Annotated in this window: 14 protein-coding genes; 5 read left to right on the top strand and 9 right to left on the bottom strand. The window is 45.5% G+C overall.

Going from position 1 to position 13,473, the window contains the following annotated elements; translation table 11 throughout:
• Positions 1-170: 170 nt before the first annotated feature.
• The 3 genes from HMPREF1212_RS18325 to HMPREF1212_RS18315 are packed head-to-tail and all read right to left on the bottom strand — an operon-like array spanning position 171 to position 3,141.
• The gene (locus HMPREF1212_RS18325) at positions 171-1,325 is read right to left on the bottom strand and encodes a cytochrome d ubiquinol oxidase subunit II (protein WP_028727100.1); all 1,155 of its coding nucleotides are present in this window, start codon (positions 1,323-1,325) and stop codon (positions 171-173) included.
• Positions 1,326-1,336: 11 nt separating this feature from the next.
• Positions 1,337-2,902: a cytochrome ubiquinol oxidase subunit I gene (locus tag HMPREF1212_RS18320; RefSeq protein WP_046150603.1), complete on the bottom strand. Its 1,566-nt coding sequence runs from the start codon at positions 2,900-2,902 to the stop codon at positions 1,337-1,339.
• Positions 2,903-2,913: 11 nt separating this feature from the next.
• Positions 2,914-3,141 carry a DUF4492 domain-containing protein gene (locus tag HMPREF1212_RS18315; RefSeq protein WP_028727098.1) on the bottom strand — a complete coding sequence of 76 codons (228 nt, stop codon included), beginning with the start codon at positions 3,139-3,141 and terminating at the stop codon, positions 2,914-2,916.
• 287 nt (positions 3,142-3,428) lie between these two features.
• Between HMPREF1212_RS18315 and HMPREF1212_RS18310 the strand changes: the two genes are divergently transcribed.
• From HMPREF1212_RS18310 to HMPREF1212_RS18290, 5 genes are all read left to right on the top strand, one after another.
• Positions 3,429-4,919 carry a Gfo/Idh/MocA family protein gene (locus tag HMPREF1212_RS18310; RefSeq protein WP_028727097.1) on the top strand — a complete coding sequence of 497 codons (1,491 nt, stop codon included), beginning with the start codon at positions 3,429-3,431 and terminating at the stop codon, positions 4,917-4,919.
• Between the two features lie 21 nt (positions 4,920-4,940).
• Positions 4,941-5,795 (top strand): 3-keto-disaccharide hydrolase, encoded by an 855-nt coding sequence (locus HMPREF1212_RS18305; RefSeq protein WP_028727096.1) that lies wholly within the window; start codon positions 4,941-4,943, stop codon positions 5,793-5,795.
• A gap of 161 nt (positions 5,796-5,956) precedes the next feature.
• Positions 5,957-6,331 (top strand): DUF6249 domain-containing protein, encoded by a 375-nt coding sequence (locus HMPREF1212_RS18300; RefSeq protein ID WP_046150602.1) that lies wholly within the window; start codon positions 5,957-5,959, stop codon positions 6,329-6,331.
• Between the two features lie 10 nt (positions 6,332-6,341).
• Positions 6,342-6,905: an RNA polymerase sigma factor gene (locus tag HMPREF1212_RS18295; protein ID WP_046150601.1), complete on the top strand. Its 564-nt coding sequence runs from the start codon at positions 6,342-6,344 to the stop codon at positions 6,903-6,905.
• Positions 6,902-7,276: a hypothetical protein gene (locus HMPREF1212_RS18290; RefSeq protein ID WP_046150600.1), complete on the top strand. Its 375-nt coding sequence runs from the start codon at positions 6,902-6,904 to the stop codon at positions 7,274-7,276. Before HMPREF1212_RS18295 ends, HMPREF1212_RS18290 begins: the two co-directional genes overlap by 4 nt.
• Positions 7,277-7,347: 71 nt before the next feature.
• Here the strand turns inward: HMPREF1212_RS18290 and HMPREF1212_RS18285 are convergent, their stop codons facing one another.
• The 6 genes from HMPREF1212_RS18285 to surE all read right to left on the bottom strand — a co-directional run bounded on the left by HMPREF1212_RS18285 (position 7,348) and on the right by surE (position 12,369).
• On the bottom strand, positions 7,348-8,427 hold the full coding sequence (locus tag HMPREF1212_RS18285) for a hypothetical protein (protein ID WP_046150599.1): 1,080 nt from the start codon (positions 8,425-8,427) through the stop codon (positions 7,348-7,350).
• Positions 8,428-8,440: 13 nt separating this feature from the next.
• Entirely contained in the window at positions 8,441-8,986 is a 546-nt protein-coding gene (locus HMPREF1212_RS18280; RefSeq protein ID WP_028727091.1) for a hypothetical protein, read from the bottom strand.
• A gap of 1 nt (position 8,987) precedes the next feature.
• On the bottom strand, positions 8,988-9,518 hold the full coding sequence (locus tag HMPREF1212_RS18275) for an RNA polymerase sigma factor (RefSeq protein ID WP_046150598.1): 531 nt from the start codon (positions 9,516-9,518) through the stop codon (positions 8,988-8,990).
• 132 nt (positions 9,519-9,650) lie between these two features.
• Positions 9,651-10,394, bottom strand: coding sequence for a NigD1/NigD2 family lipoprotein (locus HMPREF1212_RS18270; RefSeq protein WP_028727089.1), 744 nt, complete (start codon positions 10,392-10,394; stop codon positions 9,651-9,653).
• A gap of 80 nt (positions 10,395-10,474) precedes the next feature.
• On the bottom strand, positions 10,475-11,608 hold the full coding sequence (gene lpxB / locus HMPREF1212_RS18265) for a lipid-A-disaccharide synthase (protein WP_046150597.1): 1,134 nt from the start codon (positions 11,606-11,608) through the stop codon (positions 10,475-10,477).
• On the bottom strand, positions 11,605-12,369 hold the full coding sequence (gene surE, locus HMPREF1212_RS18260) for a 5'/3'-nucleotidase SurE (RefSeq protein ID WP_046150596.1): 765 nt from the start codon (positions 12,367-12,369) through the stop codon (positions 11,605-11,607). Before surE ends, lpxB begins: the two co-directional genes overlap by 4 nt.
• Positions 12,370-13,473 lie beyond the last annotated feature (1,104 nt).

Here is a 13,473-nt window from a genome sequence, read left to right as displayed (position 1 = left end):
GTGAAAAGACTTAAGATATTTTATTCTAAGCCTTAACTAACTTTTTCTTTTTGTTTAAAACGGTTAAATGTAGAAACGGCCAAGCGTGAGCTTCGCCGTTTCCTTTGTTTTATGGGGTCTGTTTCTTGCAAAGGGCGGTTCGCGAACCGCCCGTACGGACGCCATGTTCTTTAGTAAGTGTGCCCGTCTTTCTGCTCCATTTCTTCCGCATCGATCTTATGCAGGTCGAGTGCACGCCAGGCATAAAAGATATACGCCAGAACGAAAGGCACCAGGATAGATACGTAGCTCATCACTTTCAATGTAAATTGACTTGAACAACTGTTCTGGATTGTCAGCGAACTCTGCAGGTCGGTGATGGACGGATAATAAGCCGTGTTGTTCCATCCGGCGCAAAGCAGCAGGGCGAGTACGGTCAGGACTGTTCCTGTGCCGGCAAACCAGATGCCTTTCCGCCATGTCTGCGACAGGATTGTTTTGATAATACCGAACAATACGAGTACAACGCCAGCCAGCAAAACGACCAGTACGGCCGGCATCTGGATCAGGTTGATGAAGTATTTGTACGGTTGCATAAATACTTCCTGCGTCTCCGGATTGACCGCGAAACCGTCCACCAGCAGTAAACGTACGAGAAATATCAGGAAGAACACCAGGAATAAAGCGGTTTCCGGAATCAGACGTTTCCGGCAGCGGCTTACTATATCCTTATTATCGATGTTGTTGATAAAATAAAGCAAAGCCTGTACGCGTGCCAGAAAGAACACAGCCAGTCCGAGGCAAACGTTCCAGATCACAAAGGCGGCTTCCAGTCCGTGCAGCGAATTGTTCCAGGTGGAGATAACCGGCATGGCAATGTCCGTCATCTGTCCTTTGTTGACAGAGAATTCAGCTCCGTTGAAGAAGGTGGCAACAGCCGTGCCCAACAGGATCGGGCCTAACACACCGTTGATGATCAGGAATACCTGATAGGTCTTTTTCCCCAGCAGGTTCCCTTTCTTTGCCTGATATTCGTACGATACGGCCTGGATAACGAAGCAAAGCAGGATCAACATCCACACCCAGTAGGCACCGCCGAAGCTGGTGGAATAGAACAGAGGGAAAGAAGCGAAGAACGCACCACCGAAAGTAACCAGTGTCGTAAAGGTGAACTCCCATTTACGCCCTGTGGAGTTGAGCAGCATCTTTTGTTCGAGTTCCGTTTTCCCGATTGAGAAAAGCAACGACTGTCCTCCCTGAACGAAAAGCAGGAATACTAACAGTGCTCCCAGCAGGGAAACGAGGAACCACCAGTAATGTTGTAATAATATATATGTACTGTCCATGGTGTATATTTTTAGTTATCATTGTTAGTAGATACGGCAGGGCCTTTCTTGATCGCTTTCACCATAATCCCGACTTCAGCGATCAGCAAGACCGTAAAGAGGATCAGGAAGAGGAAGAACGTCGTCTGAACCGACGAGGTAGCCAGCTTCGAGATAGAAGCACTGGTCGGGAGTATGTCTTGTATGGCCCAGGGCTGACGGCCTACTTCGGCAACCACCCATCCCGCTTGTCCGGCTATATAACCGAGCGGTATCGACCAGAGACAAACCCATTGGAGCCAGCGGGTATCTTTGAACTTATCTTTTTTGCTCCAGATAAGGGCAACGATAAAGAGCAGGATAAAGTATCCGCCCAGGATAACCATGATACGGAACGAGTAGAATGTCATTCCTACGTGGGGAACCAGTTCGCCCGGATCTTTTATGTATCCGTAACCGAAGTAAGGGAAGTTTTCGTCGAGTGTCGCCCGGTACTGTTTGGCGGCAACTTCATCTTTTTCTTTCACTGCCTTGCGGTAGTTCGCCAATGACTGGATAGCCAGTTGGCCTTTGGCGATCTTTTCGGCTGCCGATAGGGCAGGCGTACCGTCTGCGGTAGTATAACCGCCTTCGATCAGGTTCGTGATACCCGGTACATAGCCGTCCACTTTGCGTTCAGCCAGCAGCGACAGCATCTTCGGGATCTGTATGTTGAAGATGAATGGTTCTACATTATCGTTATAGCTGGTCTTTGCCGGGTTCAACATGCCGATACCGACCAGCCCGACACCGTTTCCTCCTTCATAAAGACCTTCCATCGCGGCAAGTTTCATCGGTTGTTTCTGAGCAACCTGGTAAGCGGAACCGTCACCCGTCCAAAGGATCAGCAGGGAAGCGACCAGTCCGAAGATGGCTCCGATCTTAATGCTTTCCAGCGCAAAACGTGTTTCCCGCTTTTTCAACAGATACCAACTGCTGATACCTATTACGAACAATGCACCTACGATCCAGCCGGATAACACGGTATGGAAGAATTTGTTGATGGCTACCGGCGATAAGGCAACCGCCCAGAAGTCGAACATCTCGTTGCGAACGGTATCTGGATTGAACTCCATGCCCACCGGATGCTGCATCCATGCATTGGCAATCAGGATCCAGAGAGCGGACAAGGTGGCCCCGACAATGGTCAGCCAGGTAGAAGCCAGGTGGAAGCGTTTGCTCACTTTATCCCAGCCGAAGAACATAACTGCGATAAATGTCGCTTCCATAAAGAAAGCAAGGATACCTTCGATGGCCAGTGGCGCTCCGAAAATATCACCGACGAACCAGCTGTAATTCGACCAGTTCGTTCCGAACTCAAATTCGAGTATAAGGCCGGTGGCTACACCGATCGCGAAGTTAATACCAAACAGCTTCATCCAGAACTGAGCTGTCTTTTTCCAGAATTCGTCACCTGTTTTGTAATAAATCGTTTCCAGTATTGCCTGGATCACGCCAAGCCCTAAAGTCAGGGGTACAAAAAGCCAGTGATACATGGCCGTGAGAGCGAACTGTGCCCTCGACCAGTCAATCAAAGAAGTGTCAATGCTTTCGATCATAACTATATTAATTAAGGAGTAATTGCTCGTTGGATCAATTCACCTGATACGTGTTCCTGTTTCTCGGAATCGCTGTCGAACTTCCCCAGGTAATTAGGAAAGAAAAACAGTTTTAATATAAAAAACATGATGAAGAGCTTGACCAATATAATCAGCCATAGCGTTTTACCTAGCTTCATAGATCGGAATCCTTCCAGGTAAAAGTGGTAAATTCGAATGAATATTGGTTCCTTTTTCATGCTTATGTCTTCATTTATATAACAGATATAAGGTAAATATGTTTTCTGCTAGACAAATATAACAGAAAGGACGACTTTCTGCGCCCCTAACCGGATAGATAATATTTATGAAAAAATAGACATTGTCTATAAGCACTGTTAAAAAAAACTATTTTGAAAAAGAAAGCCCGAATCACGGCTTGTTGTTATTTTCGCATTGGCTATATTTGCGACAGTTTGTGTTTTTAAGACGTGACATTTGAATTGAAATATTATTATTAAGTGCTAATCTATAAAAAATTATTACTATGTCAAACATCACTAGAAGATCATTTCTTCAAAGAGGCGCAGCCGCTGCTGCAGCGTTGACCATTGTTCCGGGTTCCGTTCTAGGAAAAAGTCATGGACATGTTGCTCCAACAGATAAATTGAATATTGCCGGTGTAGGTATCGGTGGTATGGGTAATGCTAACCTGAAGAACATGGAGAAAACGGATAATATCGTTGCTCTCTGTGACGTGGATTGGAAGTATGCTAAACCTGTATTCGATCGTTTGCCTAATGCTAAGAAGTATTGGGATTATCGTAAGATGTACGACGAAATGGGTAAATCTATCGATGCTGTATTGGTAGCAACCGCCGACCATACTCACGCAATTATTTCGGCTGAAGCATTAAGCATGGGCAAACATGTATATTGCCAGAAACCGCTGACTCACTCTGTTTATGAATCTCGCTTACTTACCAAACTGGCTGCCGAACATAACGTGGCAACACAGATGGGTAACCAGGGTTCTTCAGATGAAGGTACAGACTTGGTTTGCGAATGGATCTGGAATGGTGAAATCGGAGAAGTGACGAAAGTGGAATGTGCTACCGACCGTCCTATCTGGCCGCAGGGTTTGAATGCTCCTGAAAAAGTAGACAAAATTCCTTCTACATTGAATTGGGATTTGTTCTCAGGGCCTGCAGAAGTACGTCCATTCAATAAAATCTATCACCCGTGGAACTGGCGCGGATGGTGGGCTTACGGTACAGGTGCGTTAGGCGATATGGCTTGTCATATCCTTCACCAGCCGTTCAAAGCGTTGAAGTTGGGTTATCCTACAAAAGTACAGGGTTCTTCTACGCTGTTGCTTCAGGATTGTGCTCCTACTGCTCAGCATGTAAAACTGACTTTCCCTGCTCGCGACAATATGCCTAAACTGGGCTTGCCGGAAGTTGAAATTCACTGGTATGATGGCGGTATGATGCCGGATCGTCCTGCTGGTTTCCCTGATGGAAAACAATTGATGGGCCCTGGTGGTGGTCTGTGTATTTTCCACGGTACAAAAGATACGTTGATTTGCGGTTGCTACGGTCAACAACCGTGGTTGTTGTCAGGACGTGTTCCTGCTTCAGCTCCGAAAGTATGCCGTCGCGTTCCGAATGCGATGAACGGTGGTCACGAACAAGACTGGATCCGTGCTTGTAAGGAAAGTGCTTCCAGCCGTGTGAAGACTAAATCTGATTTCTCAGAAGCAGGTCCGTTCAATGAAATGGTTGTGATGGGTGTATTGGCTATCCGTCTGCAAACATTGAACAAAGAGTTGCTGTGGGATGGCCCTAATATGCAGTTCACAAACATCAAGGATGACGAAATGATCAAGATCCTGATCAAGGACGACTTCAAGATTGTTGACGGTGACCCGAAATTCAACAAGATCTGGACTGATCCTATCAATGCAAAACAATTTGCAAACGAACTGATCAAGCACAACTATCGTGCAGGTTGGAAGTTGCCTGATATGCCTAGATAACAGTTTTAAACTACATAAAAAATGAAGAAGTCAGTATTATTTGCTAGTGCCGCGCTGATGATGTGTTATTTCACATCTTGTGGCGGTGGAAAGAAAACAGAAGACGCTGCTGCCGATGCATCAGCCGAAGCACAGACAGAAGCTGCTGTGCCTGAATATAAATTATTGGATTTACCGACTGTAGATTTATCTACATTCCCGAAAGATGCCGATGGTTGGATTACTATGTTTGATGGTAAAACAATGAACGGATGGAGAGGATATGACCGCGAAGATGTTCCCAATGCATGGGAAGTAAACGACGGTGCAATCCATATCAAAGGTTCCGGAGCTGGTGAAGCCGGTGCAAAAGACGGTGGTGACCTGATCTTTGCTCATAAGTTCAAAAACTTTGAGTTGGAATGGGAATGGAAAGTGGCTAAGGGTGCAAACTCCGGTGTATTTATCATGATACAGGAAGTGGAAGGACAACCTTCTTACATCTCTGCTCCTGAGTTCCAGGTATTGGATAACGCAAACCATCCGGATGCTAAATTGGGTAAAGACGGCAATCGTATGTCTGCTTCCCTGTATGATATGATCCCGGCTAAACCGCAGAACTCTAAACCGTTCGGCGAATGGAACAAATCGAAGATCATGTGTTACAAAGGTACTGTTGTTCACTATCAGAATGACGAACCGGTTGTTGAATATCACTTGTGGACACAGCAGTGGAAAGAAATGCTGGACAAGAGCAAATTCAGCAAAGACAAATGGCCGTTGGCTTACGAACTGCTGTTGAACTGTGGTGGAGCTAACAAAGAAGGTTTCATCGGTTTGCAGGATCATGGCGACGACGTTTGGTTCCGTAACATCAAGATCAAAGTATTGGACTAATTTCGTAATCTACGGATAACTAACTTATAATACCCGGAATCGGCATCTGTCCGACTTCCGGGTATTTTTTTCTAAAAAAGTTCCTTTATCCTGTAACCTTTCTTTCCGGAGGTTAGTCTTATCTTAAACGAAACAATTAGAAACATTTAAATGAATAGATTATGGAAGATTGGTTGATCCCTTTAGTTGCGATTATTTGTGCGGTAGGTCTGCCTGTATTATTGCTTATGATTCTGGTTATCAGAACGACCCGGACAAAACATGAAGAGCGTATGGCAATGATCGAGAAAGGTATAGTGTTGGAAGAACCTGAGCGGAAGACGAATAAGTTCAATGCCCTTCGCAACGGTTTACTGATGATCGGATTGGCATTAGGAGCTGTGGCCGGTATCTTTTTCGACAGTAGCTTGTCTGCTGCTTCAAATGACTGGGAAGGTTTTTCTGTCGTTATCTTCACTGTTCTGGGTGGCGGTATAGCTTATCTGATCTACTTCTTCATCGTCCTGAAGATGATGGAAAAGGAAAAAGAACAATAAAACAGGATTGATGGACGAACAAAAGTGGATAAAAAGCATTTTGGCAGGAGATACCCAAAGTTTCTCCTGCCTCGTCGCGAAGTATCAGCAGATGGCATTCAATATTGCTTTCCGCATACTGGAGAATCGCGAGGAGGCAGAAGAAGTCGTGCAGGATGCTTTTGTGAAGATGTATCGTGCCCTTCCATCTTTCCAGTTCGGCAGTAAGTTCTCCACCTGGTTTTACAAGATTGTCTATAATACGGCTATTACGGCACATAGGAAACAATCTATATTTGAAAGTTACGACGACGCTATTGCTACCGATCTTACAACGAACGAGGTGGATAGTGCGACCGCTATTCTGGAACGGGAAGACCGGAAGGAGATAATTGCCCGTGTATTGAAGAAGCTTCCGGCCGACGAAAGCCTGTTGCTTAATCTCTTTTACCTGGAAGAATGTTCCATTGCTGACATCAGTCAGATCACGGAACTGACGCCTTCCAATATTAAAGTGAAACTGTTTCGCGGACGTAAGCATTTCTACGAAACATTGCAGCTCATGATGAAGAAAGAAACAGTAAGTGTATTATGAAAACATCGGATAGAGATATAAACCGTTTGACGAAAAACCTGTTGAAAGAAGGAATGGCAGAACCGTCTCCGGATCTGAGCAGGTTGATTATGGATCGTATCATGCAGGAAGCCCCGCTGGAAGTTCCGGAAGTGAAGAAAGCGAAGATGAAATCAGGAATGCCGCCTTTTATGATTGTTGGTATAATCGTTGTATATCTGGTAGCCTTTGCCGGACTGTTGATGCTTTTCGGTCAGCAGTCCACAGGAAACGTTAGCCATATACTGGACAGCATTAAAGACAAATTACCGTTTATCGGGATGGTTGCCGCCATTGCCGGATCGTTGATATTTTATTCGACCTTGGATAAGATATTGGCATTGCGGTTTTAAATCGAACTTAAATGACTATTGATATTGCTGATATCGGGCGGGTTTGGAACCCGCCCTTTTGTTTACTGTTTCTATTTTAACGCCTTCACATTTATATTGCTATAATTATTCCCATCAAAATAGATTGTTCCTTTCTTGCCACCATTGATTTCGTAGTAATGGTTTACTTTATCCTCTGTCGATTTGTTGGTGACATTGAATCCGCTTACATTGTGGTTGCTATATTTCATATTCTCGGCAGAAACCTTGAAGGAGGCGCCGGAAGGTATGCTCAGGTTCAGATTACCGTAGCGGGCATCCACTTTCACCTGTTTGAAGTTGGCCGATAGTTCCTTGACTGTCAGTGTGCTGTAAGCCAGTTCGCCGACCAGTAACTCACCGTTTATAGCTCCGAAGGAAACTTCGCTATACTTAATATCCATCTGAGCCTTGTCGGCGCTCTCTATTTTCAGATTGCCGTATTTGTTCTCGACATTGATCTGCGTGCACTTCTTGACATTCATATTTGAATACTTGTTCTCCGCATTGATGAGTTTCGCATTGCCGATCGAAACGTTTCCGCAGTAACCAAGATCAAGTCCGACATTCACTACATTATTAATATCTACATTGCCGTATTTAGCTTCCACATGCAAATGTTCCGTGAAACTTCCGGCATTCAGGTTGCCGTATTTCACCTGTATCGTGCTTCTGCCCTCGTTGTTGTCCGGCAGATTGATGTTTCCATATTTCTGTGACAGATTGATTGCCAGCTTGGGAGGGATGCTGATATAATAATTGATCGTGAAACGCTCGTTGCTATTGTTGCTCCATCTCTGCTCTTTAAGCGAGGTGATGCCGGAGACAGTATTCCCGCTTTTCTTCAGTTCGATCTGTACGCGATCCAAAGTAGCTTGTGCAGCCTCTTCGGTTTCCGCTTTCGCTTCAATTTCGACACGGATAAGCGCTTCGTTCTTATTCCAGTGAGTTATGGTAGTGTTGCCGTAGCGGTTGTCAATCAGTAACTGGTCGCTCAGGCTGACACTGAATGACTGGCTGTACTCTTTCTTCTTAATCCTATCCGGTTTCCCGGCCCAGCTGTAAACGGTGCTGACGATAAGCAACATGGCCAGAAGCAGCATCGAACGGCTCTTTGTTTGTTTTGTATTCATGATATATTCTTATTTATTTGTTCTCATTCTCATTGTCTGTTGTTACCCTTTCCATCTGTTCCAGCATGAAGTTCAGCGTTTCGATACTCGTGCTGTAATGCTGGTTCATGGCGAATAAAGCATCGTTGGAGCAGGGCAGGGTAGGAAGGATCGTCTCTTCAAACATATAATTGTCTTTGAGTATCTTCCGGCTTTCCTGTAAAAGGCCGGCGGCACCCGGTGCCTGTTCCTGCTTGTACAAAGTCTCCATCTTCGCCAGTATATCGTCCATCTGCATGTTATAATAGACGCGCAGTTCGTCGATTTCCGTTTTCGCCTGGCAGGTTTTCTGTACAGTGGTCTGCTGATTGAGAGGAGCAGGCGTTCCACCCGGCAACCGGAACAGAAAGAGCAAAGCGATGGAAGCTGCGGCAGCAAAAGCGCACAGGCTGTACAGTCCGAAACGGTTCCTGCGAGCCGGCGGCAGTTTCTTTTCGAAGCGCTCGAAGTGACCTTCCGGAAGAAGGTCATCTTCAAAGGCTTCTTTATTGGTGTCTATGAAATTCTTTAATTTGTCCATCTCAGTTTGCTGATATAATTTCTAACAATTTGCGCTTTGCCCGCAGATACTGGCTGCGTACGCTTGGCGGCTGAATATTCAGGATAGAGGCAATCTCTTCCATATCGTACCCCTCAAAGAGGTAAAGAGAGAGGATCACACGGTAACCGGCCGGTAGCTTGGCAGTCGCTTCTTTCACCTGCTTCACCGAATACTGTATGTCGTCCTCGCTGGGTTCGTCCGATCCGGGATCGGCATAGTTGTCCGACAACTCGTCCCACTCCGGGGTCTGGCGACGTACATAATCGATAGCCGTATGAACCGCTATCCGGTGCATCCACGCTTCGAAACACAGATTGTCTTTGTACTGGTCGATACGGGTAAAGATCTTCAGGAACGAATCCTGCATGGCTTCTTCCGCATCTGACGTGTTGCCTACGATACGCAGGCAGGCAATGTACAATCGCTGTGCGAATTGTTTGTACAAGGCCAGTTGCGCGTTTCTTTTTCCACTCCGGCAACCCTCGATCAGTTGTTCTGTAGTTTCGTTCATTTGTTTATATAAACGAGAGCAAACGGCGAACGTTGCATCTCCGGTACGAAATTATACAAAAAAAAGAAAGACATCATCACGATGTCTTTCTCCCTGAACTAAATGATAAAAATAAAAGTTATGTGGGAAGGTTTAATTTGTCGTTTGAAAATTCTCAGATCCCATCACCGGAGCTCTCCCCGCTGCTTCACCTGATTTATATTTCAGTTCGATCGTTTCATCACCACTGGATGTTTTATATTTGATCTTCATCGTTACTGTCTCGCCACCGGTACTCGGCAGACTGTTCAGTCTGAACGATGCCAGTCCCCAACCTTCTGCTCCGGAAGTACTACCGTTCGCATTATGTCGGAATTCCAGTTCGTAAGGCCCGGAGTCATTCATTTTTACGAGATTCATAAAATGTTTGCTTCCGTATTCGAAATAAGTGGCAAACTGGAAATTGATGTATCCGTCTTCAATCCATACAGATTTCATCGTTACCGGATCTTTCCCGTAATATTCATCGTTCCTGTCTCCCAGGTCTTCTGCGATCGACTTGGTAAGGACAGTATCTATCCTGTTCAGGCGGATCACGTAATCCTGTTCGATATTCATATCCTTGCCCGGCCCGAGTAAGGTAAAGTTTATAAATGCTCTTCTTTCCTTACTTACATCGAAATCAGGTGTGGTAACACCTGCTGCCGGCCAAAATGAAGTAGAGTCGTCCCACTGGAGATAAAACGAATTATTACCGAGCGGTTTGACTGTTGCTACACCTGCACTAAATTTATCAAGAGAGTAGCCGTCATCATCCAGGCAAGAATATAAAGTAGAAGATACCAATATCGTACCTAATACCAATAAAAATGTCTTCAACGTCTTCATAGCTTTCATATCACAATTGTTAATTCCCATACTAATAAGCTAGATGGAGAAATTTCAGGAAATGCTGCAAAGACGTATGGTAAAAGATGTTAATGTCTCAGTGATTGGAAGATAAGTTCGGTGGTACGGCGGGAAGCCCCCGGTTTTCCGAGCAGGCGGATCACTTCATCGTAACCGGAAAGCATCTGGTTGCGATAAGCCGGATCGTTCAGTATCCTGCCCAGTTCATCATGTATTTGACGGGTGGAGAAGCGGGCACCGAATAGTTCCTGCACGACTTCGCGGCCGGCAATCAGGTTGACCAGCGAAATATATTTGGTGTGGAAGAAATTACGGAAGATGAAGCTGGCCAGCCGTCCGGCAGGCGTGTAATAGCAGACTACCTGCGGCACACGGAACAGGGATGTCTCGAGCGTTGCCGTCCCGGAAGTAACCAACGCAGCCCGGCTGTGTTGCAACAGGTCGTAAGTCTTACCAAAGACGATACGGGCGGGATGGTTACCGATATACTGTTTGTAATAGGCTGGTTCAAGTCCCGGAGCTCCGGCAATAACCGGCTGGTAATCCGGATAAGAGGCGGCCACTTCGAGCATGGTCGGGAGATTGTCTTTGATCTCCTGCCGGCGGCTTCCGGCAAGAAGGGCCAGGATAGGCTTGTCCGGCAATCCTTCATCCGCCATAAACGTATCGGGTAGGGCGGCTTGCTTTTCTTTATACTGGGCAACCGAGTCTACCGAAGGGTTTCCCACATAATCCACCGAATAGTTCAGCTTATGGAAAAACTCTGTCTCGAAAGGCAGGATGCAGAACATACGGTCTACGTAACGGCGGAAGTCTTTGATACGGTACTGTTTCCAGGCCCATATCTTCGGTGAGATATAATAGTAGACGGGAAGATGGAGCACCGTCTTTACGAATTTGGCTATTTTCAGGTTAAATCCCGGATAATCGATCAGTATAACTACATCGGGCTGATATCTGCGGATATCTTCCTCGCAAGTCTTCATATTATTCAGGATCGTACGCAGGTTGAGCAGCACCGGAATGAAACCCATAAAGGCCATTTCCCTGTAATGCTTTACCAGGGTGCCCCCTACGGCTTGCATCAGGTCGCCCCCGAAGAAGCGGAAATCCGCTTCCGGGTCTTTCTCTTTCAATGCTGCCATCAGGTTCGACGCGTGTAGGTCGCCGGAGGCTTCGCCTGCGATCAGAAAATATTTCATAATCCCCAGTCGTTATATTTGTTCATCCAATCGTAATCCGTCACATCCAGTTTGCAGGGAACCAGCGAAGCGTATCCGCTGTCGAGTGCCAGAGTGTCGTTGTCCGGATGGATCGGTTTGGCATTCTCGAAAGAGCCTGTCAACCAGAACACAGGGTGTCCGCTTCCATTCTCCGAGCGTTTGAATTCCTTGATCCATTTTCCGGCAGCCTGGCGGCAGATCTTCATTCCCTTTACGGCATCTGTCTTTGGTACATTCAGATTCAGATAAGTACCGGTAGGCAATCCTTCTTTCAGCACGCGGCGGGCTACCATACGTCCCAACCGGCAACATTCCGTAAAGTCGGCATCCGCATGATGGTCGAGCAAAGAGACGCCCAGGGAAGGGACACCGAACACGCAACCTTCGGCCGCCGCTCCCATCGTCCCTGAATAAAGGACGCTGATCGCCATATTTCCGCCGTGGTTGATACCCGAAACCAGCAGGTCGGGCTTACGGTCGAGTACTTCGTTGATAGCCAGTTTCACGCAGTCGACCGGAGTGCCGGTACATTTGTATACAGTCAGTCCTTTTTCTTTTTTTACTAATGAATAGCGGAGCGGGTTCTCTGCCGTGATAGCGCTGCTCATTCCCGAACGGGGGCCATCAGGAGCCATAACAATCAAATCTCCCAGGTCGCGCAGGCATTCTATTAACTCTTTAATTCCTTTGGCGTTTACGCCGTCATCGTTTGTAATCAGGATAAGCGGTCTCTCGTTCATCGCGTACTTATTTTTATAATTACTTCCACAAATGTAACGATAATCTTTTGATGGCGGATGCTTTTAATTTATTCTAACGTTCGGTATGCTGCTTGTCTGCCTTTTGTGAATAGAGTTGGGAATTAGTGGGTGCGGGTGTCTCGTCCTGATTTTGGTTGACTGTGTATTATTAAATCCTATATAGGGCTGTTTTATGCCCCACAAATAAGCCCAAAAGGGCGATTGTTTACCTATATATTTATTTCTCCTTAGATATTTACGCCAAATATATAGGCTTTTTTCATCGAACTACTTGCTTTTTGTTGCCGATATCCCTGTTTTGACTTGTTTTACACCCCCATATTGACGATGCGATGATCCGGGTGTCGGGGGCATCGAGATCCGGATCTCAAAGGATATTTATCTCTATATGTTTGATAATTAGTAGTATACTTTGCTTGAAGAAGTAAACATCTAGTGCCTTTCGGAATAAGACAGTGATAGTTGGGTGATAGATGAGTGATAGTTAAAAACGGCAACTATCACTGCTGTATGCTTTGAATATAAAGGTGTTGAATAAATTAGTGATAGTGTGCTGCCTTTTCATCAAAACATATATGATAAGTATTGCTGGTTCCGGCCTTGTTCTAGTGAACTAAATTTATCTCCGTTCCATCGGTGCTTAGGTCTGCTTGTTTAAGGTCTTTCGTCAGTATATATAAGGTCAAAGCATAGGATGATTAAGTGGAAAGGTCAGTAGATTGAAATTAGTAAGGTCTAGATTACATATATGTAAGGCTATTATTACAAAAAAGAAAGGCATGCCTTACGTATATGTAATCTATGCCTTTCTTTTATAAAAGTTATGAAGATGACCCTAAATTGTAAGGTGTTTCGGTTTTAGCTATCCTGATGTAAGAACTTAGGTATTTAAGGGAAAAAAGGAGGGGGAAACAGGGCTAAAGGTGACGCATAAGAAACCGTAATTCGGGGTGTATATGATGCCTTATATTAATGTACACGCGTACATAATATATATAACGTTGTTTTATCCGAAGATTTGTTTGTTGAAAGTGAATGAGGGGGAGTAGGGGGATGACGAGAAAAAACGATCGTTTATTCTCG

The sequence above is a fragment of the Parabacteroides sp. HGS0025 genome (assembly GCF_000969845.1).
In the GTDB taxonomy this organism is placed as follows: domain Bacteria; phylum Bacteroidota; class Bacteroidia; order Bacteroidales; family Tannerellaceae; genus Parabacteroides; species Parabacteroides gordonii.
Note: the sequence above shows the minus strand (reverse complement) of the source record. Positions and strands in the feature narration are given on the sequence as shown.

Coding starts and splice junctions, on each gene's coding strand:
- HMPREF1212_RS18305 (WP_028727096.1), top strand. CDS start 4,941: ATGAAGAAGTCAGTATTATTTGCTAGTGCCGCGCTGATGATGTGTTAT.
- HMPREF1212_RS18315 (WP_028727098.1), bottom strand. CDS start 3,141: ATGAAAAAGGAACCAATATTCATTCGAATTTACCACTTTTACCTGGAA.
- HMPREF1212_RS18270 (WP_028727089.1), bottom strand. CDS start 10,394: ATGAAAGCTATGAAGACGTTGAAGACATTTTTATTGGTATTAGGTACG.
- HMPREF1212_RS18300 (WP_046150602.1), top strand. CDS start 5,957: ATGGAAGATTGGTTGATCCCTTTAGTTGCGATTATTTGTGCGGTAGGT.
- HMPREF1212_RS18320 (WP_046150603.1), bottom strand. CDS start 2,902: ATGATCGAAAGCATTGACACTTCTTTGATTGACTGGTCGAGGGCACAG.
- HMPREF1212_RS18325 (WP_028727100.1), bottom strand. CDS start 1,325: ATGGACAGTACATATATATTATTACAACATTACTGGTGGTTCCTCGTT.
- HMPREF1212_RS18295 (WP_046150601.1), top strand. CDS start 6,342: ATGGACGAACAAAAGTGGATAAAAAGCATTTTGGCAGGAGATACCCAA.
- lpxB (WP_046150597.1), bottom strand. CDS start 11,608: ATGAAATATTTTCTGATCGCAGGCGAAGCCTCCGGCGACCTACACGCG.
- HMPREF1212_RS18310 (WP_028727097.1), top strand. CDS start 3,429: ATGTCAAACATCACTAGAAGATCATTTCTTCAAAGAGGCGCAGCCGCT.
- surE (WP_046150596.1), bottom strand. CDS start 12,369: ATGAACGAGAGACCGCTTATCCTGATTACAAACGATGACGGCGTAAAC.
- HMPREF1212_RS18290 (WP_046150600.1), top strand. CDS start 6,902: ATGAAAACATCGGATAGAGATATAAACCGTTTGACGAAAAACCTGTTG.
- HMPREF1212_RS18280 (WP_028727091.1), bottom strand. CDS start 8,986: ATGGACAAATTAAAGAATTTCATAGACACCAATAAAGAAGCCTTTGAA.
- HMPREF1212_RS18285 (WP_046150599.1), bottom strand. CDS start 8,427: ATGAATACAAAACAAACAAAGAGCCGTTCGATGCTGCTTCTGGCCATG.
- HMPREF1212_RS18275 (WP_046150598.1), bottom strand. CDS start 9,518: ATGAACGAAACTACAGAACAACTGATCGAGGGTTGCCGGAGTGGAAAA.